The sequence below is a fragment of the Klebsiella sp. DY2415 genome, from assembly GCF_026314315.1.
In the GTDB taxonomy this organism is placed as follows: Bacteria; Pseudomonadota; Gammaproteobacteria; order Enterobacterales; family Enterobacteriaceae; genus Klebsiella; species Klebsiella ornithinolytica.
Genome location: NZ_CP111115.1, coordinates 3,967,460 through 3,991,410 on the forward strand (window position 1 = coordinate 3,967,460; position 23,951 = coordinate 3,991,410).

Here is a 23,951-nt window from a genome sequence, read left to right on the forward strand (position 1 = left end):
GCACTGAGACCTCGCGATAAGACGACGTCTGCACAACATCACAACACGACAGGGTAATGGAGAAGGTTATGTGTTCAATTTTCGGCGTACTGGATATTAAAACTGACGCGGTCGAGCTGCGTAAAAAGGCACTGGAACTTTCCCGCCTGATGCGCCACCGCGGTCCGGACTGGTCCGGCGTTTACGCCAGCGATAAAGCCATTTTGGTCCATGAGCGTCTGTCTATCGTCGACGTGAACGCCGGGGCCCAGCCGTTGTACAACGCGCAAAAAACCCACGCGCTGGCGGTAAACGGCGAAATTTACAACCATCAGGCGCTGCGTGCGGAATATGGCGACCGCTATACCTTCCAGACCGGCTCCGACTGCGAAGTCATCCTTGCCCTGTACCAGGAAAAAGGCCCGGCATTCCTCGACGATCTGCAGGGAATGTTCGCCTTCGCGCTGTACGATAGCGAGCAGGACGCCTATCTGATTGGTCGCGACCATATCGGCATCATTCCGCTGTATATGGGCCACGACGAGCACGGCAACTTCTACGTCGCCTCAGAAATGAAAGCGCTGGTACCGGTCTGCCGGACAATCAAAGAGTTCCCGGCAGGTAGCTACCTGTGGAGCAAAGATGGCGAAATCCGCCAGTACTACCAGCGCGACTGGTTCGACTATGATGCGGTTAAAGACAACGTCACGGATAAAAACGAACTGCGTCAGGCGCTGGAAGAGTCCGTCAAAAGCCATCTGATGTCTGATGTGCCGTATGGCGTGCTGCTGTCCGGTGGCCTCGATTCGTCGGTTATCTCCGCCATCACCAAAAAATTCGCCGCTCGCCGGGTTGAAGATCAGGAACGCAGCGAAGCCTGGTGGCCGCAGCTGCACTCTTTCGCCGTCGGCCTGCAGGGCTCGCCGGACCTGAAAGCCGCGCAGGAAGTGGCAAACCATCTGGGTACCGTCCACCACGAGATCCACTTCACCGTGCAGGAAGGCCTTGATGCCATTCGCGACGTTATCTATCACATCGAAACCTATGATGTGACCACCATCCGCGCCTCGACGCCGATGTATTTAATGTCGCGTAAAATCAAAGCGATGGGCATCAAAATGGTGTTGTCAGGCGAAGGTTCTGATGAAGTGTTCGGCGGCTATCTCTATTTCCATAAAGCGCCAAACGCTAAAGAGCTGCATGAAGAGACCGTGCGTAAGCTGCAGGCTCTGCATATGTTTGACTGCGCCCGTGCCAACAAAGCGATGTCGGCGTGGGGCGTGGAAGCCCGCGTGCCGTTCCTCGACAAGCAGTTCCTCGACGTCGCCATGCGCATCAACCCGCAGGATAAGATGTGCGGCAACGGTAAAATGGAAAAGCATATCCTGCGTGAATGTTTTGAATCCTATCTGCCGGCCAGCGTCGCATGGCGCCAGAAAGAGCAGTTCTCTGACGGCGTAGGCTACAGCTGGATCGATACGTTAAAAGAGGTTGCGGCGAAACAGGTCTCCGATCAGCAGCTGGAAACCGCCAGCTTCCGTTTCCCGTACAACACGCCGTCTTCCAAAGAAGCGTACCTGTATCGTGAAATCTTCGAGGAGCTGTTCCCGGTTCCTAGCGCTGCCGAATGCGTACCTGGCGGCCCGTCAGTAGCCTGTTCATCGGCTAAGGCGATTGAGTGGGACGAAGCGTTCAAAACCATGAACGATCCATCAGGACGCGCCGTTGGCGTTCACCAGTCAGCTTATAAATAACCAATTTGTACGATCGGCGGACCCCTCGGGGTCCGTTTTTTTATTGCTTTTTTTACCGCAGAAAAACGATAAATAACCAATAATTGCCGATTATTCCATCACGCTGTTCGCAACCTAACCAAACAGTCACATTCCGGCGATTTTCATTGAAAAAGGGGTTGACGCTCGCAGGCCCAATACGCATAATGCGCCCCGCAACGCCGATAAGGTAACGCGAAAAAAAGATGGCTACGTAGCTCAGCTGGTTAGAGCACATCACTCATAATGATGGGGTCACAGGTTCGAATCCCGTCGTAGCCACCATCTTTTTTTGCGGGAGTGGCGAAATTGGTAGACGCACCAGATTTAGGTTCTGGCGCCGCAAGGTGTGCGAGTTCAAGTCTCGCCTCCCGCACCATTCACCCAAAGCGTTGCACGGATGGGGTATATCCAGGCTGTAAGATGGCCATAAAGGCTGCCGTAATAAGTTTGTAGATAACCTCTTCTGGAAGTAAAAGATTTTTTGTTGGGGTATCGCCAAGCGGTAAGGCACCGGTTTTTGATACCGGCATTCCCTGGTTCGAATCCAGGTACCCCAGCCATTTTCTTCGATGTTTGCGGTTCACCGCGACGGTTATTGGGGTATCGCCAAGCGGTAAGGCACCGGTTTTTGATACCGGCATTCCCTGGTTCGAATCCAGGTACCCCAGCCATCGAAGAATATGATAAAATTGGCTACGTAGCTCAGCTGGTTAGAGCACATCACTCATAATGATGGGGTCACAGGTTCGAATCCCGTCGTAGCCACCATATAAAGGAATTATTGATTCATTTCGATAAATCCAGAAAGAATTGTTGGGGTATCGCCAAGCGGTAAGGCACCGGATTCTGATTCCGGCATTCCGAGGTTCGAATCCTCGTACCCCAGCCAATTTTAAAAAGTCGTTCACACTGTGGACGCACCCGTTGGGGTATCGCCAAGCGGTAAGGCTCTGGTTTCTGATACCAGCATTCCGAGGTTCGAATCCTCGTACCCCAGCCACTTAATAGCAAAAAAGCTCGCTTCGGCGAGCTTTTTTGTTTTCTGCATTCGGTTCAATCCGGATCGCGACGTTAACGCTATACTCAGGCGACGACGGACAACGCTTAGCGCTAATATCCCGGCTAAGCGACGCGCCAGCCGGGAACTGCGCTTACAATCCCAGGGCGTACTTCAGCGCCTGACGCTTTAAAACGCCCGCATGTGCCGCAGCCATTAAGCCGATATTGCGCAGCACGCGCACCGGCGCCAGATCGTTGGTGAAGCCGGCATAAAACAGATCCATACCCGACTGCATAATAAAATTATCCGCCCTGCGTCGCGCCTGGTAGCGTTTCAGCACCGGAAGACTGGCCCATGCTTCACCCTGGCTTTTCGCCTCGCTCAAAATATCCAGCAGCGCGTCAACATCGCGATAGCCCAGATTCACCCCCTGCCCCGCCAGCGGATGAATGGTATGCGCAGCATCTCCCACCAGCGCCAGCCCCGGCTGTACATACTGCAGCGCATGGCGACGGGTTAGTGGAAACGCTCCGGCGCTCAGCGGCGTGACCTGCCCCAGTCGGGACGGGAAGTGGCGCCCAATCTCCTGCTGTAGCTGCGGCATACTCATCCCCTGCAGCTGGCGAATACGCGCGGGCGTGTCATACCACACCAGCGATGCCCAATTGTCGAACAACGGCAGAAATGCGCGCGGGCCCGATGGCGTAAACTGCTGCCAGGTGCTGTTGCCAGGCTCCTCTGCGCACTGCACGCTAATCAACATGCAGGATTGCTGATACTGCCATGCGTGAACGCCAATTCCGGCCAACTGGCGCACCTGCGAGTTGGCGCCATCGGCGCCGATAACCAGGCTGGCTGCGCACTCGCCACCGTCGCTCAGACGCAATGTCGTACAGGTCTCCTCCCGCTGCATCTCCTGTAACGATGCGCCAACCTCGAGCGTGATGCGCTCATGCGCCATCAGCGCCTGCCATAGGGCGAGCTGCAGAACATTGTTCTCCACCATATAACCCAGCTCAGGCAGCTTCAGCTCGGCGGCATCAAAGGTCACATGCGCATCCTCCCATTCCCAGGTCTCCAGCCGGCGATAGGGATGCGCACGCATGCCGCGCACCGCATCCCAGACGCCGAGGCTTTTTAGTAACCCGACAGAAGCGGCGCTAATTGCCGAAATACGCACATCCGGCGGCGCTGAAGGCGCAAATGCCGGCGGTGCCGATGTCTCGATAACCGTTACCGTAAAACCGTGCTGCGCCAGCCCCAGCGCCAGGGCTCCGCCAACCATTCCGCCACCCACAATGGCGACATCTGTTGCATGAATTGTCATGGCAATTATCCTTAAACCTGAATCCGTTAAGTTTACCGGATTTTTTCCCGCCTCGTGGTGATAACGCTCGCACTGGTCAGGGCGCGACCAAAGCATTACAATACGCGCCCTGCAATCCTGGCTTTATACCCGCTATCCTTCACATTGCAGAGTCATTCCCGGTGAAGAAAATAGCTTTGGGTATATATACTTAAGCATGAGCAAGTCGATGACAAAAAAACTCCATATTAAAACCTGGGGCTGTCAGATGAACGAATATGATTCATCAAAGATGGCCGATCTGCTGGATGCCACGCACGGGTATCAACTGACCGAAGTGGCGGAAGAAGCGGATGTGCTGCTGCTCAATACCTGCTCAATCCGTGAGAAGGCTCAGGAAAAAGTCTTCCATCAGTTAGGCCGCTGGAAGCTACTGAAAGAGAAGAATCCCGACCTGATTATTGGCGTCGGCGGTTGTGTCGCCTCTCAGGAAGGTCACCATATTCGCCAACGCGCCCACTACGTCGATATTATTTTCGGGCCGCAGACGCTCCATCGCCTGCCGGAGATGATCAACTCCGTTCGCGGCAACCGCAGTCCGGTTGTAGACGTCAGTTTCCCCGAAATCGAAAAATTCGACCGCCTGCCGGAACCGCGCGCCGAAGGCCCAACGGCATTCGTCTCCATCATGGAAGGCTGCAATAAATACTGTACTTACTGCGTGGTGCCTTACACCCGCGGTGAAGAAGTCAGCCGCCCCTGCGACGATATTCTGTTTGAAATCGCTCAGCTGGCCGCTCAGGGGGTCCGTGAAGTCAACCTGCTGGGTCAAAACGTCAATGCATGGCGTGGCGAGAACTACGACGGAACGACCGGCAGTTTTGCCGATCTGCTGCGTCTGGTGGCGGCGATCGACGGTATCGACCGCATTCGCTTTACCACCAGCCACCCGATCGAGTTTACCGATGACATCATCGATGTTTATCGCGATACGCCGGAGCTGGTGAGCTTCCTGCACTTGCCGGTGCAGAGCGGTTCCGATCGGGTGCTGAACCTGATGGGACGTACCCACACGGCGCTGGAATACAAAGCGATTATCCGCAAGCTGTACGAAGCGCGCCCGAATATCCAGATTAGCTCCGACTTTATCGTTGGCTTCCCTGGCGAAACCAATGAAGATTTCGAGAAGACCATGAAGCTGATTGCCGATGTCAATCATGACATGAGCTACAGCTTTATCTTCTCTGCCCGTCCGGGCACTCCGGCGGCGGATATGGTCGACGACGTCCCGGAAAAGGACAAGAAGCAGCGCCTGTATATTCTGCAGGAGCGCATCAACCAGCAGGCGATGGCGTGGAGCCGCCGCATGCTTGGCACCACCCAGCGCATTCTGGTTGAAGGCACCTCCCGTAAAAGCATCATGGAGCTCTCAGGACGCACCGAGAACAACCGGGTAGTCAACTTCGAAGGCACCCCGGATATGGTCGGTAAGTTCGTCGATGTCGAAATCGTTGACGTCTACACCAACTCGCTGCGCGGTAAAATTGTGCGTACCGAAGAGGAAATGGGGCTGCGTATCGCGGAATCTCCGGAATCCGTTATCGCCCGCACCCGCAAAGAAAACGACCTCGGCGTCGGAACCTATCAGCCGTGATCCGTTCAGGCCTGCCGCCCCGGCAGGCCTTGTATTTCCTCTCCCCGACCCAATATTCATCGCAATGCTTGCGCCATATTCCCATGACGTGAATAATTTCCTTACTGGCCGGAGACGTTCGCTGTCCGGCAAAACGCGTAAAGAGGAACAGCTTGAACATAGAAACCCGTGAAATTACCCTGGAGCCAGCGGATAACGCACGCCTGCTGGGGCTGTGTGGCCCGTTTGACGACAACATCAAACAGCTGGAACGCCGATTAGGCATCGAAATTAATCGCCGTGACAATCACTTTAAACTGACCGGGCGCATGATATGCGTGAACGCGGCAGCCGATATCCTGCGCAGCCTGTACGTCGATACTGCGCCGATGCGCGGACAGATTCAGGATATTGAACCGGAACAGATTCATCTGGCCATCAAAGAGGCACGGGTGCTGGAACAAAGCGCCGAAAGCGTGCCGGAGTACGGTAAGGCCGTCAATATCAAGACCCGGCGTGGCGTGATTAAGCCGCGTACGCCAAACCAGGCGCAGTACATCGCCAACATTCTCGATCATGATATTACCTTCGGCGTCGGCCCTGCCGGGACCGGGAAAACCTATCTTGCGGTAGCCGCAGCGGTCGACGCGCTCGAACGCCAGGACGTACGCCGTATTCTGCTGACCCGCCCTGCCGTCGAAGCCGGGGAAAAGCTCGGCTTCCTGCCCGGCGACCTGAGCCAGAAAGTCGATCCGTACCTGCGCCCGCTGTACGATGCGTTGTTCGAAATGCTCGGCTTTGAGAAGGTCGAGAAGCTGATTGAGCGCAACGTGATCGAAGTCGCGCCGCTGGCCTATATGCGCGGCCGTACGCTGAACGATGCGTTTATTATTCTCGATGAAAGCCAGAACACCACCATCGAACAGATGAAGATGTTCCTGACCCGTATCGGTTTTAACTCAAAAGCGGTGATCACCGGCGACGTCACTCAGATAGACCTGCCGCGCAGCACCAAATCCGGTCTGCGCCACGCCATTGAAGTGCTGGCGGAAGTCGATGAAATCAGCTTCAATTTCTTCCATAGCGAAGATGTGGTACGCCACCCGGTGGTAGCCCGCATCGTGAATGCGTATGAAGCGTGGGAAGAAGCTGACCAAAAACGTAAAGCAGAGCTGGCCGCCGAGCGCAAACGCGAAGCCCAGGAACAGGAGCAGAAATGAGTCAGGTTATTCTCGATTTACAGCTGGCTTGCGAAGATAGCGCCGGGTTACCGGATGAAGCCCAGTTTCAACGCTGGGTCGATGCCGTCATTCCTCAGTTCCAGGAGGAGTCAGAAGTGACCGTGCGGCTGGTAGACGAAGCCGAAAGCCATGAGCTGAATCTGACCTATCGCGGCAAGGATAAGCCGACCAACGTGCTGTCGTTCCCGTTTGAAGCTCCGCCGGGTATCGAACTGCCGCTGCTTGGCGACCTGATCATCTGCCGTCAGGTCGTTGAACAGGAAGCCAAAGAGCAAAACAAACCGCTGGAGGCGCACTGGGCGCATATGGTGATTCACGGCAGTCTGCACCTGCTGGGCTATGACCATATCATTGATGAAGAAGCGGAAGAGATGGAAGGCCTCGAAACAGAGATAATGCTTGCTCTGGGCTATGAGGATCCGTACATTGCCGAGAAGGAATAGCCTGCCGCCGGTTTAACCGGCGAGCGGCCCCCATGCCGTCCGGCGCTGAACACACGCGCGACGAGCGACAAATTAACTGACATGAGAACCCACACGACGCCATGAGCGACGACAATTCACACAGTAGTGACACAGTAAACAGCAAAAAGGGATTCTTCTCCCTGTTACTCAGCCAGCTTTTTCACGGAGAACCGAAAAACCGTGATGAACTGCTGGAGCTGATCCGTGATTCCGGGCAAAACGACCTTATCGACGAAGATACGCGCGATATGCTCGAAGGGGTAATGGACATCGCCGACCAGCGCGTCCGCGATATCATGATCCCCCGCTCGCAGATGATTACCCTGAAACGCAATCAGACCCTGGACGAATGCCTCGATGTGATCATCGAGTCCGCCCACTCGCGTTTCCCGGTCATCAGCGAAGATAAAGATCACATTGAAGGGATTCTGATGGCCAAGGACCTGCTGCCGTTTATGCGCAGCGATTCCGAAGCATTCAGCATGGAAAAAGTGTTACGCCCGGCGGTTGTCGTGCCTGAAAGTAAGCGGGTTGACCGCATGCTGAAAGAGTTCCGCTCCCAGCGTTACCATATGGCTATCGTGATCGATGAGTTCGGCGGTGTCTCCGGTCTGGTGACCATTGAAGACATTCTCGAGCTTATCGTCGGCGAGATCGAAGACGAATACGATGAAGAAGAAGATATCGATTTTCGTCAGCTGAGCCGCCACACCTGGACGGTGCGCGCCCTGGCCTCCATTGAAGACTTCAACGAAGCCTATGGCACTCACTTCAGCGATGAAGAGGTGGATACCATTGGCGGGCTGGTGATGCAGGCCTTCGGCCATCTGCCGGCGCGCGGTGAGTCTATTGACATCGATGGTTACCAATTCAAAGTCGCCATGGCCGATAGCCGACGTATCATCCAGGTACATGTCAAACTTCCTGATGACGCGCCACAGCCGAAGCTGGAAGATTAATTACACGGGACGATTAACCTAAATGGTATTTGCCTCTCTCATCGAACGCCAGCGCGTACGTCTGCTGCTGGCGCTATTATTCGGAGCCAGCGGAACGCTGGCTTTTTCTCCTTATGACATCTGGCCTGCGGCGATTGTTTCGTTAATCGGCCTGCAGGGGTTAACCCTCAACCGACGTCCGCTGCAAAGCGCCTGGATCGGCTTTTTCTGGGGCCTGGGACTGTTCGGTTCCGGCATCAACTGGGTCTATGTCAGCATTGCCCAGTTCGGTGGCATGCCCGGCCCGGTCAACGTATTCCTCGTGGTACTGCTGGCGGCTTATATGTCGCTGTATACCGGACTGTTCGCCGGTCTGCTGTCGCGCCTGTGGCCCAAAACAAACTGGATACGCGTCGCCGTCGCTGCCCCGGTTGTCTGGCAAATCACCGAATTCCTGCGCGGCTGGGTGCTGACCGGCTTCCCGTGGCTGCAGTTTGGCTACAGCCAGATTGACGGCCCGTTGAAAGGGCTAGCGCCGGTAATGGGCGTTGAAGCCATTAACTTCCTGTTGATGGTGGTCAGCGGCCTGCTGGTCCTTGCGCTCATTCACCGCAGCTGGAAACCGTTGGTTGCCGCTATCGTGCTGTTCGCGCTGCCCTTCCCGCTGCGCTACATCCAGTGGTATCAACTGCTGCCGGAACGGGCTACCCAGGTATCTTTGGTACAGGGAGATATTCCCCAGGCGCTGAAATGGGATGAAAATCAGCTGGTGAATACGCTGAAAATCTATCTGGATTTGACGCAGCCGCATATGGGTTCATCCCAGCTAATCGTCTGGCCCGAGTCGGCGATCCCGGATCTGGAAATCAACCAGCAGAATTTCCTGAGTATGATGGACGACCTGCTGCGGGCGAAAGACAGCTCGTTGATTACCGGTATTGTCGACGCCCGGCTTAACAAGCAGAACCGTTACAATACCTACAACACCATCATTACGCTGGGCAAAGATAACCCCTACAGTTACGACTCCAAAGATCGCTACAACAAGAATCATCTGGTGCCGTTCGGTGAATTCGTGCCGCTGGAGTCCATTCTACGCCCGCTGGCTCCGTTCTTCGATTTACCGATGTCCTCTTTCAGCCGCGGTCCGTACGTGCAGCCGCAGCTGGTGGCGCATAACATGAAGCTGACCGCGGCTATCTGCTACGAGATTATTCTCGGCGAGCAGGTGCGGGATAACTTCCGCCCGGATACCGACTACCTGCTGACCATCTCCAACGATGCCTGGTTTGGCAAGTCCATCGGTCCGTGGCAGCATTTCCAGATGGCGCGGATGCGCGCCCTGGAGCTGGCGCGTCCGCTGCTGCGCAGCACCAATAACGGTATTACCGCCGTCATCGGCCCGCGTGGGGAAATTCAGGACATGATCCCGCAGTTCACCCGCGCAGTGCTGACCACGAAAGTCACTCCGACTTCCGGCCTGACCCCGTACGCCCGTACCGGTAACTGGCCGCTGTGGGCGCTGACCGCGCTGTTGGGTTTTGGCGCGCTGATCATGAGCCTGCGCCAGCGTCGTCGCTAATCGTTATAGCCTGCGGATCTTATTGTCGCTCCGCATAGCCCCGGCCGGCAGCCGTCGCCGGGGCCGCCCTTCTGACCATTCTGACCTCTCTCTACTCGCCAACCTGGCACGAGCATTGCTTAATATTCTCAGGTCGCGGCGACATTTATTGTTGGTATAACCCGGTTGCACCAGCATCGCTCACCTCAGGCACTAACATGGTGCAATGGACGATTTTTGCCTTTAAATGGTGCGGAGCACTTCGCAAAAATAAACAATAAAGCAGCAAAATCTTTACATTAAGCCAAACTAAATGCTAACAAACACATACAAATGCTGCGTGTCAGTGTCGCAGCCATAATAACGCACACACACATTCACAATGGGTATCAAAAGCGTCAATGACGCTGAGGATAAGGAGTTGGATATGCAATTACGTAAACTGGCCACAGCGATGCTGGTCATGGGTATGACCGCCGGTCTGGCGCATGCGGAAGATGCCGCCCCGGCAGCAGGCAGCACGCTGGACAAAATCGCTAAAAACGGCGTCATCGTCGTCGGCCACCGTGAATCCTCCGTTCCGTTCTCTTACTACGACAATCAACAAAAAGTGGTCGGTTACTCTCAGGACTACTCCAACGCTATCGTTGACGCCATCAAGAAACAGCTGAATAAGCCTGACCTGCAGGTAAAACTGGTTCCGGTGACCTCGCAAAACCGTATTCCGCTGCTGCAGAACGGTACTTACGACTTCGAGTGTGGATCCACGACCAATAACCTTGAACGTCAGAAACAAGCCGCCTTCTCCGATACCATTTTCGTCGTGGGTACCCGCCTGCTGGTGAAAAAAGGCGGTGCAATTAAAGATTTCCCGGACCTGAAAGACAAAGCGGTTGTCGTCACGTCCGGTACCACTTCCGAAGTTCTGCTGCATAAGTTGAATGACGAGAAGAAAATGAACATGCGCATTATCAGCGCCAAAGACCACGGCGACTCCTTCCGTACTCTGGAAAGCGGTCGTGCGGTGGCCTTTATGATGGACGATGCGCTGCTGGCCGGCGAACGTGCGAAAGCGAAGAAGCCGGATAACTGGGAGATCGTCGGCACGGCCCAGTCGAAAGAAGCCTACGGCTGTATGCTGCGCAAAGACGATCCGCAGTTTAAAAAGCTGATTGATGACACCGTCGCCACGGCCCAGACCTCCGGCGAAGCGGAAAAATGGTTTGATAAGTGGTTTAAAAACCCCATCCCGCCGAAAAATCTGAATATGAACTTCGAACTCTCCGACGACATGAAGGCGCTGTTCAAGACCCCTAACGACAAAGCTCTGAACTAATTAAAAAAACAAGGGGCAGGACATCCTGCCCTCCCGATTGTTGTGACAGCACGGACAGACTATACGGTGGCTGGTCGTTCCCCAGCCGCCGCGAATACCGAAACAGGCTGCACAATGATCTTCGAGGGTAGCGATGCTACCCTTTTTTTTCCAGGAGTCATTTATGTCAATAGACTGGAACTGGGGAATCTTCCTGCAACAGGCCCCGTTCGGCAATACCACCTATCTGGGTTGGCTCTGGAGCGGCTTTCAGGTCACCATCGCACTGTCGATTAGCGCCTGGATTATCGCTTTTTTCGTCGGCTCGCTGTTCGGCATTTTACGCACTGCCCCCAACCGCTGGTTATCCAGCATCGGCACCTGCTACGTTGAACTGTTCCGTAATGTCCCGCTGATCGTTCAGTTCTTCACCTGGTACCTGGTGGTGCCGGAGCTCCTGCCGGAAAACATCGGCATGTGGTTTAAATCCGAGCTCGATCCGAATATTCAGTTCTTCCTCTCTTCGATGATGTGTCTGGGGCTGTTTACCGCCGCTCGCGTATGCGAACAGGTGCGCGCCGCCATTCAGTCACTGCCGCGCGGACAGAAAAACGCCGGGCTGGCCATGGGCCTGACGCTGCCGCAGACCTATCGTTACGTACTGCTGCCCAACGCCTATCGGGTCATTGTGCCGCCGATGACCTCGGAGATGATGAACCTGGTGAAAAACTCGGCCATCGCTTCAACCATCGGGCTGGCGGATATGGCGGCACAGGCAGGCAAGCTGCTGGATTACTCAGCCCACGCCTGGGAATCCTTTACCGCGATTACCCTCGCCTATGTGTTTATTAATGCGGTGATTATGCTGGTGATGTATGTGGTTGAACGCAAGGTCCGCCTGCCGGGCAATATGGGAGGCAAATAATCATGTACGATTTTGACTGGAGTTCTATCGTCCCATCAATGCCATACCTGCTGGCCGGGCTGGTTATCACCCTGAAAATCACCGTGACCGCCATCATTTTTGGTATCGTCTGGGGCACCCTGCTGGCGGTTATGCGTCTGTCCAGCTTCCTGCCGCTGGCGTGGTTTGCGAAGACCTACGTCAACGTGTTCCGCTCGATCCCGCTGGTGATGGTCCTGCTGTGGTTTTATCTGATTGTTCCCGGTTTCCTGCAGAACGTCCTGGGCCTGTCGCCGAAGAGCGATATCCGCTTGATCTCCGCGATGGTGGCCTTCTCGATGTTTGAAGCGGCGTACTATTCGGAAATTATCCGCGCGGGTATCCAGAGTATCTCTCGCGGCCAGTCGAGCGCCGCGCTGGCGCTGGGGATGACCCAGTGGCAATCCATGAAGCTGATTATTCTGCCGCAGGCGTTTCGCGCCATGGTGCCGCTGCTGCTCACCCAGGGGATCGTACTGTTTCAGGATACCTCTCTGGTTTACGTTCTCAGCCTGGCCGACTTCTTCCGTACCGCCTCTACCATCGGCGAGCGCGACGGAACCCAGGTCGAGATGATCCTGTTCGCAGGCGCCGTTTATTTTGTCATTAGTCTCAGCGCATCGCTGTTGGTCAGCTGGTTGAAGAAAAGGACTGTGTAATGATTACCCTGAAAAACGTTTCAAAATGGTATGGTCACTTTCAGGTGCTGACCGATTGCTCCACGGAAGTGAAAAAAGGTGAAGTAGTGGTGGTATGCGGGCCTTCCGGCTCGGGCAAATCAACGTTGATTAAAACCGTCAACGGCCTGGAGCCTATTCAACAGGGTGAGATCACCGTGGATGGTACCCGGGTCAACGATAAAAAAACCAACCTTGCCAGGCTGCGTTCCCGCGTCGGGATGGTGTTCCAGCACTTTGAACTGTTTCCGCATCTGTCGATTATCGATAACCTGACGCTGGCGCAGGTCAAAGTGCTTAACCGCGATAAAGCCGCTTCCCGGGCAAAAGGCCTGAAGCTGCTGGAACGCGTGGGACTCTCCGCCCATGCCGATAAATATCCGGCCCAGCTCTCCGGCGGCCAGCAGCAGCGCGTGGCTATCGCCCGTGCGCTCTGTATGGATCCCATTGCTATGCTGTTTGACGAACCGACTTCCGCACTGGATCCGGAAATGATCAACGAAGTGCTGGATGTCATGGTTGAACTGGCCAACGAAGGCATGACGATGATGGTGGTGACGCACGAAATGGGCTTTGCCCGTAAGGTCGCCAACCGGGTGATCTTTATGGATGAAGGGAAAATTGTCGAAGACTCTGACAAAGAAGCATTTTTCGCCAATCCGCAATCCGATCGCGCAAAAGACTTCCTCGCCAAAATTCTGCATTAACGGGTCATTTTACAGGCGCGCATCGGCAGGTGCGCGCCTGATTTCATTCAGCCACCTCAGCGCGGCGTATCAAGGCTCAAAGGGACGACGCTGGAACTGGTCATGGCCGCATTTCGGGCAACGCGGCAGAATATCCGGGGTATAGACCGCCAGGTGATAATGGCAGTATTCGCACACCAGGTTTCCCAGCCCCACCACTTCGCCACTATGGTAAACCCCGTGGTGGTTGAGATCCTGGAACACTTCGCGCCATTCCAGCTGGGTTTTATCGGTAATATCCGCCAGCTCCTGCCACAGGCTCTCTTTTATCACCCGCATAAACACGCTGTCCGTCAGTTCGTCCTGGCTCTCTTCATAGCTGCGGGCAAACTCCTCCAGATCGCGCCTGACCGCTTTGGTCAGCGTCTCAACTTCGCGATGCGTTAACTCACCAGACTGGCTAATTTTCATCCGCGCCTGTTCCACCAGCGCGTCAATATCACGTTCTCCATTGCGCAGCCGTTCACTGAGCGTCGACACCAGTTCACGGTAGAATTGAGCAACCTTGTTCATCATTTCGCCTCCGGTGTGGTTAACTTCTTCTAATAATAGACCTTATTTGCCATCTGCTTTGCCAGTTAGCCCACAGAGTCACGAAATAGTCTCCGCCGCTTTTGCCGATGTTAATGTGCGAAAGGCTGTTTTGACGTGGGCGTTTGGGCTATGCTATGCCGATCTGATAACACATCCATTGGCTACATTTTGTAGCTGTATTGAAAACAGGACCACTGGCTGCCATGCAAGAGCAATACCGCCCGGAAGAGATAGAATCGAAAGTCCAGCTTCACTGGGACGATCATCGTACATTTGAAGTAACTGAAGACGAGAGCAAAGAGAAGTATTACTGCCTGTCGATGCTTCCTTATCCTTCTGGTCGACTACACATGGGTCACGTGCGTAACTACACCATCGGCGACGTGATTGCCCGCTACCAGCGTATGCTCGGCAAAAACGTTCTGCAGCCGATCGGCTGGGATGCGTTTGGTCTGCCGGCGGAAGGCGCCGCGGTAAAAAACAACACCGCGCCGGCCCCGTGGACCTACGACAATATTGCCTACATGAAAAACCAGCTGAAAAAGCTGGGCTTTGGCTATGACTGGAGCCGTGAAGTGGCGACCTGCACCCCGGAATACTACCGCTGGGAGCAAAAATTCTTCACCGAGCTGTATAAAAAAGGCCTGGTGTACAAAAAAACGTCTGCGGTGAACTGGTGTCCGAACGACCAGACCGTTCTTGCCAACGAACAGGTTATCGACGGCTGCTGCTGGCGCTGCGATACCAAAGTTGAGCGTAAAGAGATCCCGCAGTGGTTTATCAAAATCACCGCCTACGCCGACGAACTGCTGAACGATCTGGATAAACTGGATCACTGGCCTGATACCGTTAAGACCATGCAGCGCAACTGGATCGGCCGCTCCGAAGGGGTAGAAATCTCCTTCAACGTTAACGAGTATGCCGACAAGCTGACCGTCTACACCACCCGTCCGGACACCTTCATGGGCTGTACCTACCTGGCCGTAGCCGCGGGTCATCCGCTGGCACAGCAGGCGGCAGCGAACAACCCTGCGCTGGCTGCATTTATCGACGAATGCCGCAACACCAAAGTCGCCGAAGCAGAAATGGCGACGATGGAGAAAAAAGGTGTCGATACCGGCTACAAAGCGATTCACCCGCTGACCGGCGAAGAAATTCCGGTCTGGGCGGCAAACTTCGTGCTGATGGAATACGGCACCGGCGCCGTCATGGCCGTTCCGGGTCACGATCAGCGCGACTACGAATTTGCCAGCAAATATGGCCTGAACATTAAGCCGGTTATTCTGGCGGCAGACGGCTCAGAACCGGATCTCTCCGGGCAGGCGCTGACTGAAAAAGGCACCCTCTTCAACTCCGGCGAGTTCGATGGCCTGAGCTACGAAGCGGGCTTTAACGCTATCGCCGACAAACTGGCGGCGATGGGCGTTGGCGAGCGCAAAATTAACTATCGCCTTCGCGACTGGGGCGTTTCCCGTCAGCGTTACTGGGGCGCGCCGATTCCAATGGTCACCCTGGAAGACGGTACCGTAATGCCGACCCCGGAAGATCAGCTGCCGGTCATTCTGCCGGAAGATGTGGTCATGGACGGCATCACCAGCCCAATCAAGGCCGATCCGGAGTGGGCAAAAACCACCGTTAACGGTCAGCCTGCGCTGCGTGAAACCGACACCTTCGATACCTTTATGGAATCCTCCTGGTACTACGCGCGCTATACCTGCCCGCAGTACAATGACGGAATGCTGGATCCAAACGCCGCCAACTACTGGCTGCCGGTCGATATTTACATCGGCGGGATCGAACATGCGATTATGCACCTGCTGTACTTCCGCTTCTTCCATAAGCTGATGCGCGACGCGGGTATGGTTAACTCTGACGAGCCGGCGAAACAGCTGCTGTGCCAGGGGATGGTTCTGGCTGACGCCTTCTATTACGTTGGCGAAAACGGCGAGCGCAACTGGGTTTCTCCGGTTGATGCCACCGTGGAGCGCGATGAAAAAGGCCGTATCGTAAAAGCCTACGATCCGCAGGGGCGCGAGCTGGTGTATACCGGCATGAGCAAAATGTCCAAGTCGAAGAACAACGGCATCGACCCGCAGGTGATGGTTGAACGCTACGGCGCGGATACCGTACGTCTGTTTATGATGTTCGCCTCTCCGGCAGATATGACTCTGGAATGGCAGGAATCCGGCGTTGAAGGGGCAAACCGCTTCCTGAAACGTGTCTGGAAACTGGTTTATGAGCACACGACTCAGGGCCCGGTTGCCGCGCTGGACGTTGCCAGCCTGAGCGAAGATCAGCAGGCGCTGCGTCGTGATGTCCACAAAACGATCGCCAAAGTGACCGATGATATCGGCCGTCGTCAGACCTTCAACACCGCGATCGCCGCGATCATGGAGCTGATGAACAAACTGGCGAAAGCGCCGCAGGAAAACGAACAGGATCGCGCGCTGATGCGTGAGGCTCTGCTGGCGGTTGTGCGCATGCTCAATCCGTTCACCCCGCACGCCTGCTTCACGCTGTGGCAGGAGCTGGGCGGTGAAGGCGATATCGACAACGCGCCGTGGCCGGTCGCCGATGAAAGCGCTATGGTTGAAAATACCACCCTGGTTGTTGTTCAGGTTAATGGTAAAGTCCGTGGTAAAATTACCGTTCCTGTCGATGCAACCGAAGAACAGGTTCGTGCACGTGCGGGCCAGGAACATCTGGTTGCGAAGTATCTCGACGGTGTAACCGTACGTAAAGTGATTTACGTCCCGGGTAAACTGCTCAACCTGGTCGTTGGCTAAGCGCAGGAGGAAGCGTGCGATATCTGGCAACATTGTTGTTATCTCTGGCGGTGCTCATCACCGCCGGATGCGGTTGGCATCTGCGGAGTACCACTCAGGTCCCCACCGCGATGAAAACCATGATCTTTCAGTCGAGCGATCCGAATGGTCCGTTAAGTCGTTCGGTACGTAATCAGCTGCGTCTGAATGGCGTCGAGATCGTCGACGGCAGCACGCTGCGCAAGGATATTCCGTCCCTGCGTCTGGATGCGTCATCCATTCAGAAAGATACGGCTTCCATTTTCCAGGATGGTCGTACGGCTGAATATCAGATGGTGCTGACGGTGCAGGCAAGCGTGCTAATCCCGGGTCATGATATCTATCCGATCTCGACGAAAGTCTACCGCTCGTTCTTCGATAACCCGCAGGCGGCGTTAGCGAAAGACGCCGAGCAGGATATGATCGTCCAGGAGATGTACGACAAAGCCGCTGAACAGCTGATTCGTAAGCTGCCAAGCGTCCACGTTGCTGATGTCGAAGCCACGAAAGGGGAAGAGAAGCCGGTTAACGCCACTTCCACCTCCGGCAACCGCGTCTCCACCACGCTGGGTAACTGATGATTCGGCTGTACCCAGAGCAACTCCGCGCGCAGCTCACCGAAGGGCTGCGCGCGGCCTATTTATTACTCGGTAGCGATCCGTTGCTGTTGCAGGAAAGTCAGGACGCGATTCGCGAAGCCGCTGCTACCCAGGGCTTTACCGAACACCATACCGCGACCATCGACGCCAGCACCGACTGGCCCGCCCTCTTCTCACTCAGCCAGGCCATGAGCCTGTTCGCCAGCCGTCAGACGCTGCTTCTGGTCCTGCCGGAAAACGGCCCTAACGCGGCGATTAACGAACAGCTTGCCACCCTGGTCAGCATGCTCCATGACGACCTGCTGTTAATCGTTCGCGGTAATAAGCTCAGCAAAGCGCAGGAAAATGCCGCCTGGGTTACCGCGCTGGCCAGCCGCGCGGTTCAGGTGAGCTGTCAGACGCCGGAATATGCGCAGCTGCCACGATGGCTGGCGGCGCGGGCAAAACAGCACCACTTGCATCTTGATGATGCCGCCAGTCAGCTGCTGTGCTACTGCTACGAAGGCAACCTGCTGGCGCTGGCGCAGGCGCTGGAACGTCTCTCTCTGCTGTGGCCGGATGGCAAGCTCACGCTGCCGCGCGTCGAGCAGGCGGTCAACGATGCCGCCCACTTCACGCCCTATCACTGGGTGGATGCGCTGCTGGCTGGCAAAAGCAAACGGGTGCTGCATATCCTGCAGCAGTTACGGCTGGAAGGCAGCGAACCGGCTATTCTGCTGCGCACGCTTCAACGCGAGCTGCTGCTGCTGGTTAACCTGAAACGCCAGTCGGCCCATACGCCGCTGCGTACGCTGTTCGATAAACATCGGGTATGGCAGAACCGTCGACAGCTGTTAAGCGATGCGCTCGCGCGCCTCAGCACGGACCAGTTACGCCAGGCCGTGACTCTGCTGACCCGAGCGGAGCTCACCTTCAAGCAGGATTACGGCAGCGCCATCTGGCCGGAATTAGAGAGCCTTTCTTTGTTGCTCTGCCATAAAGCGCTGGCAGACGTGTTTATTGATGGTTGATATGACTCAGTTGCAGGCAATGTACGGCGGCACCTTCGATCCGGTGCACTATGGTCACCTCAAACCGGTCGAGGTTCTGGCGAATCAGATCGGTCTTGGCAAAGTCATTATCGTCCCAAACAATGTTCCGCCACACCGCCCGCAGCCTGAAGCCACCAGCGCCCAGCGTAAACAGATGCTGGCGCTGGCCATTGCCGATAAACCGTTGTTCGTGCTCGATGAACGCGAGCTTCGGCGTCAGACGCCGTCCTGGTCGGCACAAACGCTCGAAGAGTGGCGACAGGAACAAGGGCCGGACCGGCCGCTGGCGTTCATTATTGGTCAGGACTCGCTGCTCACCTTCCCGACCTGGCACAATTACACCTCGATTCTGGATAATGTCCATCTGATCGTTTGCCGTCGTCCGGGCTACCCGCTGGTGATGAAACGGGAAGAGGATCAGCGGTGGCTGGACAAACATTTAACCCACGACGCAGAACAGCTGCACAGCCGTCCCGCCGGGGTCATCTATCTGGCGGAAACCCCGTGGTTTGATATTTCGGCAACGATTATCCGCCAGCGCCTTGAACGCGGAGAATCCTGCGCTGACATGCTGCCGGCCGCGGTACTGGCGTATATCCATCAGCAAAAACTCTACTGTTAACCGGCCGTTGCCCCAGCGTTGGTGACGCCGGATACAATAGCAGCGCGCCGATTCGCATATACTCTCCCTCATCCCTTGATGATGTCAGAAGGCGTATATTCAGTGAAATTATGGTTAGTTCGACATGGTGAAACTGAGGCCAATGTTGCCGGCCTTTACAGCGGACACGCCCCGACTCCGCTAACCGAACGCGGCATGATGCAGGCGAGAACGCTCGGCCAGCTGCTGCAGGCGGTAACGTTCGATCGCGTGCTCTGCAGCGAACTGGAACGCACCCACATCACCGCCGACCTGCTGCTCGGCACACGGCATATCCCCCGGCAGATTGTCCCCGAACTCAACGAGATGTTTTTTGGCGACTGGGAAATGCGCCATCATCGGGACTTACAGCTCGAAGACGCGGAAAACTATGCCGCCTGGTGCGCGGACTGGCAGCATGCGGCGCCGACCAACGGCGAAAGTTTTCAGCATTTCGCCCACCGCGTCCGCACGTTTGCCGAGAAGCTGACGCACCATCCGCAGCCAGATCATCTGCTGATCGTGGGCCATAAAGGTGGGCTGAGTCTGCTTATCGCGCTGTTGCTGAAGCTGCCGGCGGAGGCCATGTGGCATTTTCCTGTCGCCCATGGCACATGGAGCGAACTCGAACTGCACGCTGATTTTGCCACGCTGCGGGTATTAAATAGCCAGGCGCGCTGGCAGAAGGAAGAAGAATTCCGTGCAGACCATTGACAGGTCAGAGCAGGCTGTTATTCTCCGCAGCCTGGACGTATCGGCTAAACGATGTTTCCAGAAATTGTTTTACAAAAATGGCGATGCAATCACGGGCGATGGATGGGATGATAGCCGCCGCCATCGCTTGCTGACCGACATTTATCCCGACTTTTCGACGAGTTCAGGTATACTGTCAGGCTGTTTATTATTATCAATCTTCACTCACCCAGGGGGAACTCTTGCAGGGTAAAGCACTCCAGGATTTTGTTATCGACAAAATTGATGACCTGAAAGGTCAGGACATCGTTGCCATTGACGTTCATGGCAAATCCAGCATTACAGATTGCATGATTATTTGCACCGGCACCTCTACGCGCCATGTAATGTCCATCGCCGACCACGTAGTACAAGAGTCTCGCGCCGCAGGAATGCTGCCGCTTGGCGTTGAAGGTGAAAGCGCCGCTGACTGGATTGTTGTCGACCTTGGCGACGTCATGGTTCACGTTATGCAGGAAGAGAGCCGTCGTCTGTACGAGCTGGAAAAACTCTGGAGTTAATGCGTGAAGCTGCAGCTGGTGGCCGTTGGCACCAAGATGCCGGACTGGGTTCAGACCGGCTTTAGTGAATATTTGCGCCGTTTTCCAAAAGATATGCCGTTCGAGCTGCTGGAAATCCCTGCCGGTAAACGCGGTAAAAATGCCGACATCAAGCGAATCCTCGACAAAGAAGGGGAGATGATGCTGGCAGCCGCAGGCAAAAATCGCATCGTGACCCTGGATATTCCGGGAAAACCGTGGGATACGCCGCAGCTGGCACGAGAGCTGGAGCGCTGGAAACAGGATGGCCGCGACGTCAGCCTGCTTATCGGCGGTCCCGAGGGGCTCTCTCCGGCTTGTAAAGCAGCAGCGGAACAGAGTTGGTCACTCTCCACCCTCACGTTGCCTCACCCGCTGGTACGCGTACTGGTCGCTGAGAGCCTGTATCGTGCGTGGAGCATTACCACCAACCACCCTTACCACCGTGAATAATGATGACCAGGGTAGACTAAGCAGCGAATGAAATTACAGAATTCTTTCCGCGACTATACGGCTGAATCCTCGCTGTTCGTGCGCCGGGCGCTGGTCGCTTTTTTGGGGATTTTGCTGCTTACCGGCATACTGGTTGCCAATCTTTATAACGTGCAGATTGTTCGCTACACCGACTATCAAACGCGTTCCAACGAAAACCGTATTAAGCTGGTCCCCATTCCGCCCAGTCGCGGCATTATCTATGACCGCAACGGTACGCCGCTGGCGCTGAACCGCACCATCTACCAGCTGGAGATGATGCCGGAGAAAGTCGATAACGTGCAGCAGACGCTGGATGCGTTACGCGACGTCATCGATCTGACCGATGATGATATTGCAAACTTCAAGAAAGAACGCTCGCGTTCCCATCGCTTCACCTCGATTCCCGTCAAGGTCAACCTGAGCGAAGTCCAGGTGGCCCGTTTTGCGGTTAACCAGTACCGCTTTCCCGGCGTCGAAGTAAAAGGCTATAAACGCCGCTACTACCCCTATAATTCCGCGCTGACCCACGTTATCGGCTACGTCTCAAAAATTAACGATAAAGACGTCGATCGCCTGGATAAAGAGGGCAAGCTGGCCAACTATGCCTCCACGCATGATATTGGCAAGCTGGGAATCGAGCGCTATTACGAAGACGTACTGCACGGTCAGACCGGCTATGAAGAGGTTGAGGTCAATAACCGCGGCCGCGTCATTCGCCAGCTCAAAGAGGTGCCGCCGCAGGCCGGGCGCGATATCTATTTGACCCTCGATCTCAAGCTTCAGCAGTACATTGAGACCCTGCTCGCCGGCAGCCGCGCTGCCGTGGTCGTCACCGACCCGCGTACCGGCAGCATCCTCGCGCTGGTCTCCACGCCGAGCTACGACCCGAACCTGTTTGTGGACGGCATCTCCAGTAAAGACTACTCCGCCCTGCTGAACGATCCGAATACTCCGCTGGTCAACCGCGCGACTCAGGGGGTCTACCCGCCGGCGTCGACGGTGAAGCCTTATGTCGCCGTATCGGCCCTCAGCGCGAACGTCATCACCCGCAATACCAGCCTGTTCGACCCGGGCTGGTGGCAGCTGCCGGGCTCTGACAAGCGCTACCGCGACTGGAAAAAATGGGGGCACGGGCACCTGAATGTGACCAAAGCGCTCGAGGAGTCTGCGGATACCTACTTCTATCAGGTCGCTTATGATATGGGTATCGACCGCCTCTCTGAGTGGATGAGCAAATTCGGTTACGGCCACTATACCGGTATCGATCTGTCGGAAGAGCGTTCCGGGAATATGCCGACCCGCGAATGGAAGCTGAAACGCTTTAAGAAGCCCTGGTATCAGGGTGACACCATCCCGGTCGGAATCGGCCAGGGCTACTGGACCGCCACGCCGATTCAGATGAACAAAGCGCTGATGATCCTGATAAACGACGGTCTGGTGAAAGTGCCGCATCTGCTGCAAAGCACCGTCGAAGACGGCAAACAGGTTCCCTGGGTTCAACCGCACGAGCCGCCGGTCGGCGACATTCATTCCGGCTTCTGGGAAATCGCCAAGGACGGGATGTTCGGCGTCGCTAACCGTGGCAACGGGACCGCGCATAAATACTTCGCCAGCGCGCCCTATAAAATTGCGGCGAAATCCGGTACAGCCCAGGTATTTGGCCTGAAAGCCAATGAAACCTATAACGCGCACCGAATCGCGGAACGTCTGCGTGACCATAAACTCATGACGGCGTTTGCCCCTTATAACAATCCCCAGGTTGCTGTTGCCATCATTCTTGAGAACGGCGGTGCTGGCCCGGCGGTCGGCACGATTATGCGCCAGATTCTCGACCACATTATGCTGGGTGATAACAACACAAACCTGCCGAGTGAAAACCCGGCGGTCACGGCGGGTGAGGATCAATAATGACCGATAATCCGAACAAAAAATCACTATGGGATAAAATCCATCTCGATCCGACCATGGTGCTGATTCTGCTGGCGCTGCTGACCTACAGCGCGCTGGTCATCTGGAGCGCCAGCGGCCAGGACATCGGGATGATGGAGCGCAAAATAGGCCAGATCGCCATGGGCGTGGTGATCATGATCGTGATGGCGCAAATCCCGCCGCGCGTGTATGAAGGCTGGGCGCCCTATCTCTATATCTTCTGTATCATTTTGCTGGTGGCGGTTGACGCTTTCGGCGCGATTTCCAAAGGCGCCCAGCGCTGGCTGGATCTGGGGGTTGTGCGCTTTCAGCCGTCGGAAATTGCTAAAATCGCCGTCCCGCTAATGGTCGCGCGCTTTATCAACCGCGACGTTTGCCCACCCTCGCTGAAGAATACCGCCATTGCGCTGGTGCTGATTTTTCTGCCAACCCTGCTGGTTGCCGCCCAGCCTGACCTCGGAACATCGATTCTGATTGCATTGTCTGGCCTGTTCGTGCTGTTCCTGTCCGGGCTGAGCTGGCGCCTGATCGGCGTGGCGGTGGTGCTGGTTGCGGCGTTTATTCCGATTTTATGGTTCTTCCTGATGCATGATTATCAGCGTCAGCGCGTCATGATGTTGCTCGACCCGGAAACCGATCCGCTGGGTGCCGGCTATCATATTATCCAGTCGAAAATCGCCATTGGCTCCGGTGGATTACGCGGCAAAGGCTGGCTGCACGGCACCCAGTCGCAGCTTGAATTCCTGCCGGAACGCCATACCGACTTTATCTTTGCGGTCCTGGCCGAAGAGCTCGGCCTGATTGGCGTGCTGATTCTACTGGCGCTCTATATTTTGCTCATCATGCGCGGGCTGTGGATCGCCGCCCAGGCGCAGACCACCTTCGGTCGCGTCATGGCCGGTGGTTTAATGTTGATTTTATTCGTTTATGTCTTCGTAAATATTGGTATGGTGAGTGGTATTTTACCAGTGGTGGGGGTACCGTTGCCGCTGGTCAGCTACGGGGGCTCAGCCCTGATCGTATTGATGGCCGGGTTTGGTATCGTGATGTCGATCCACACCCACAGAAAAATGTTGTCGAAAAGCGTTTAA

General features: G+C 55.6%; 21 protein-coding genes and 7 tRNA genes. 26 read left to right on the forward strand and 2 right to left on the reverse strand.

Annotated features, from left to right (window positions below; translation table 11 throughout):
• The first annotated feature begins 68 nt into the window (after positions 1-68).
• The 8 genes from asnB to OQV00_RS18950 all read left to right on the forward strand — a co-directional run bounded on the left by asnB (position 69) and on the right by OQV00_RS18950 (position 2,754).
• Entirely contained in the window at positions 69-1,733 is a 1,665-nt protein-coding gene (gene asnB, locus OQV00_RS18915; protein ID WP_004859583.1) for an asparagine synthase B, read from the forward strand.
• Between the two features lie 226 nt (positions 1,734-1,959).
• A tRNA-Met gene (locus tag OQV00_RS18920) sits at positions 1,960-2,036 on the forward strand.
• 9 nt (positions 2,037-2,045) lie between these two features.
• Positions 2,046-2,130: transfer RNA gene (locus OQV00_RS18925), tRNA-Leu, on the forward strand.
• A 109-nt stretch (positions 2,131-2,239) separates the two neighbouring features.
• Positions 2,240-2,314, forward strand: a tRNA-Gln gene (locus tag OQV00_RS18930).
• A 36-nt stretch (positions 2,315-2,350) separates the two neighbouring features.
• Positions 2,351-2,425 (forward strand) — tRNA-Gln (locus OQV00_RS18935).
• 20 nt (positions 2,426-2,445) lie between these two features.
• Positions 2,446-2,522, forward strand: a tRNA-Met gene (locus OQV00_RS18940).
• A gap of 46 nt (positions 2,523-2,568) precedes the next feature.
• Positions 2,569-2,643, forward strand: a tRNA-Gln gene (locus tag OQV00_RS18945).
• A gap of 36 nt (positions 2,644-2,679) precedes the next feature.
• Positions 2,680-2,754: transfer RNA gene (locus tag OQV00_RS18950), tRNA-Gln, on the forward strand.
• Between the two features lie 151 nt (positions 2,755-2,905).
• Here the strand turns inward: OQV00_RS18950 and ubiF are convergent.
• On the reverse strand, positions 2,906-4,081 hold the full coding sequence (gene ubiF, locus OQV00_RS18955; RefSeq protein ID WP_004859580.1) for a 3-demethoxyubiquinol 3-hydroxylase: 1,176 nt from the start codon (positions 4,079-4,081) through the stop codon (positions 2,906-2,908).
• A gap of 208 nt (positions 4,082-4,289) precedes the next feature.
• Between ubiF and miaB the strand changes: the two genes are divergently transcribed.
• The 9 genes from miaB to OQV00_RS19000 all read left to right on the forward strand — a co-directional run bounded on the left by miaB (position 4,290) and on the right by OQV00_RS19000 (position 13,539).
• Positions 4,290-5,714 (forward strand): tRNA (N6-isopentenyl adenosine(37)-C2)-methylthiotransferase MiaB, encoded by a 1,425-nt coding sequence (miaB, locus tag OQV00_RS18960; protein WP_004859577.1) that lies wholly within the window; start codon positions 4,290-4,292, stop codon positions 5,712-5,714.
• Positions 5,715-5,866: 152 nt separating this feature from the next.
• On the forward strand, positions 5,867-6,913 hold the full coding sequence (locus OQV00_RS18965; RefSeq protein WP_004859576.1) for a PhoH family protein: 1,047 nt from the start codon (positions 5,867-5,869) through the stop codon (positions 6,911-6,913).
• Complete coding sequence (ybeY, locus tag OQV00_RS18970; protein ID WP_086817057.1) at positions 6,910-7,377, forward strand: rRNA maturation RNase YbeY; 468 nt, start codon at positions 6,910-6,912, stop codon at positions 7,375-7,377. Before OQV00_RS18965 ends, ybeY begins: the two co-directional genes overlap by 4 nt.
• 101 nt (positions 7,378-7,478) lie before the next feature.
• The gene (gene corC / locus OQV00_RS18975; protein WP_004859572.1) at positions 7,479-8,357 is read left to right on the forward strand and encodes a CNNM family magnesium/cobalt transport protein CorC; all 879 of its coding nucleotides are present in this window, start codon (positions 7,479-7,481) and stop codon (positions 8,355-8,357) included.
• Between the two features lie 22 nt (positions 8,358-8,379).
• Positions 8,380-9,918, forward strand: a complete 1,539-nt coding sequence (lnt, locus tag OQV00_RS18980) for an apolipoprotein N-acyltransferase (RefSeq protein ID WP_004859570.1) — start codon at positions 8,380-8,382, stop codon at positions 9,916-9,918.
• Positions 9,919-10,324: 406 nt separating this feature from the next.
• Positions 10,325-11,233: an amino acid ABC transporter substrate-binding protein gene (locus OQV00_RS18985; RefSeq protein ID WP_015584889.1), complete on the forward strand. Its 909-nt coding sequence runs from the start codon at positions 10,325-10,327 to the stop codon at positions 11,231-11,233.
• Positions 11,234-11,396: 163 nt separating this feature from the next.
• On the forward strand, positions 11,397-12,137 hold the full coding sequence (locus OQV00_RS18990) for an amino acid ABC transporter permease (RefSeq protein WP_004859566.1): 741 nt from the start codon (positions 11,397-11,399) through the stop codon (positions 12,135-12,137).
• A 2-nt stretch (positions 12,138-12,139) separates the two neighbouring features.
• Positions 12,140-12,814, forward strand: a complete 675-nt coding sequence (gene gltK, locus OQV00_RS18995; RefSeq protein WP_004859564.1) for a glutamate/aspartate ABC transporter permease GltK — start codon at positions 12,140-12,142, stop codon at positions 12,812-12,814.
• Positions 12,814-13,539: an amino acid ABC transporter ATP-binding protein gene (locus tag OQV00_RS19000; protein WP_004859562.1), complete on the forward strand. Its 726-nt coding sequence runs from the start codon at positions 12,814-12,816 to the stop codon at positions 13,537-13,539. The genes gltK and OQV00_RS19000 overlap by 1 nt, the downstream gene beginning before the upstream one ends.
• Before the next feature lie 69 nt (positions 13,540-13,608).
• Here OQV00_RS19000 and OQV00_RS19005 read toward each other — a convergent pair whose 3' ends face one another.
• Positions 13,609-14,091, reverse strand: coding sequence for a zinc ribbon-containing protein (locus OQV00_RS19005; protein ID WP_213894237.1), 483 nt, complete (start codon positions 14,089-14,091; stop codon positions 13,609-13,611).
• A gap of 224 nt (positions 14,092-14,315) precedes the next feature.
• On the opposite strand from OQV00_RS19005, the gene leuS reads away from it, so the two are divergent.
• The 9 genes from leuS (at position 14,316) to mrdB (ending at position 23,951) form a co-directional block, all read left to right on the forward strand.
• Positions 14,316-16,898 (forward strand): leucine--tRNA ligase, encoded by a 2,583-nt coding sequence (gene leuS, locus OQV00_RS19010; RefSeq protein ID WP_086817059.1) that lies wholly within the window; start codon positions 14,316-14,318, stop codon positions 16,896-16,898.
• 14 nt (positions 16,899-16,912) lie between these two features.
• Positions 16,913-17,494, forward strand: coding sequence for an LPS assembly lipoprotein LptE (gene lptE / locus OQV00_RS19015; RefSeq protein WP_004859556.1), 582 nt, complete (start codon positions 16,913-16,915; stop codon positions 17,492-17,494).
• Complete coding sequence (gene holA, locus OQV00_RS19020) at positions 17,494-18,525, forward strand: DNA polymerase III subunit delta (RefSeq protein WP_015584892.1); 1,032 nt, start codon at positions 17,494-17,496, stop codon at positions 18,523-18,525. The genes lptE and holA overlap by 1 nt, the downstream gene beginning before the upstream one ends.
• The gene (gene nadD / locus OQV00_RS19025; protein WP_163980669.1) at positions 18,518-19,168 is read left to right on the forward strand and encodes a nicotinate-nucleotide adenylyltransferase; all 651 of its coding nucleotides are present in this window, start codon (positions 18,518-18,520) and stop codon (positions 19,166-19,168) included. The genes holA and nadD overlap by 8 nt, the downstream gene beginning before the upstream one ends.
• 102 nt (positions 19,169-19,270) lie before the next feature.
• Entirely contained in the window at positions 19,271-19,900 is a 630-nt protein-coding gene (locus OQV00_RS19030) for an adenosylcobalamin/alpha-ribazole phosphatase (RefSeq protein WP_032716886.1), read from the forward strand.
• A 221-nt stretch (positions 19,901-20,121) separates the two neighbouring features.
• Positions 20,122-20,439, forward strand: coding sequence for a ribosome silencing factor (rsfS, locus tag OQV00_RS19035; protein WP_004859547.1), 318 nt, complete (start codon positions 20,122-20,124; stop codon positions 20,437-20,439).
• A gap of 3 nt (positions 20,440-20,442) precedes the next feature.
• Positions 20,443-20,910, forward strand: coding sequence for a 23S rRNA (pseudouridine(1915)-N(3))-methyltransferase RlmH (gene rlmH / locus OQV00_RS19040; protein WP_015584895.1), 468 nt, complete (start codon positions 20,443-20,445; stop codon positions 20,908-20,910).
• A 27-nt stretch (positions 20,911-20,937) separates the two neighbouring features.
• Positions 20,938-22,839, forward strand: a complete 1,902-nt coding sequence (mrdA, locus tag OQV00_RS19045; RefSeq protein ID WP_004859539.1) for a peptidoglycan DD-transpeptidase MrdA — start codon at positions 20,938-20,940, stop codon at positions 22,837-22,839.
• The gene (gene mrdB, locus OQV00_RS19050; RefSeq protein WP_004859537.1) at positions 22,839-23,951 is read left to right on the forward strand and encodes a peptidoglycan glycosyltransferase MrdB; all 1,113 of its coding nucleotides are present in this window, start codon (positions 22,839-22,841) and stop codon (positions 23,949-23,951) included. Before mrdA ends, mrdB begins: the two co-directional genes overlap by 1 nt.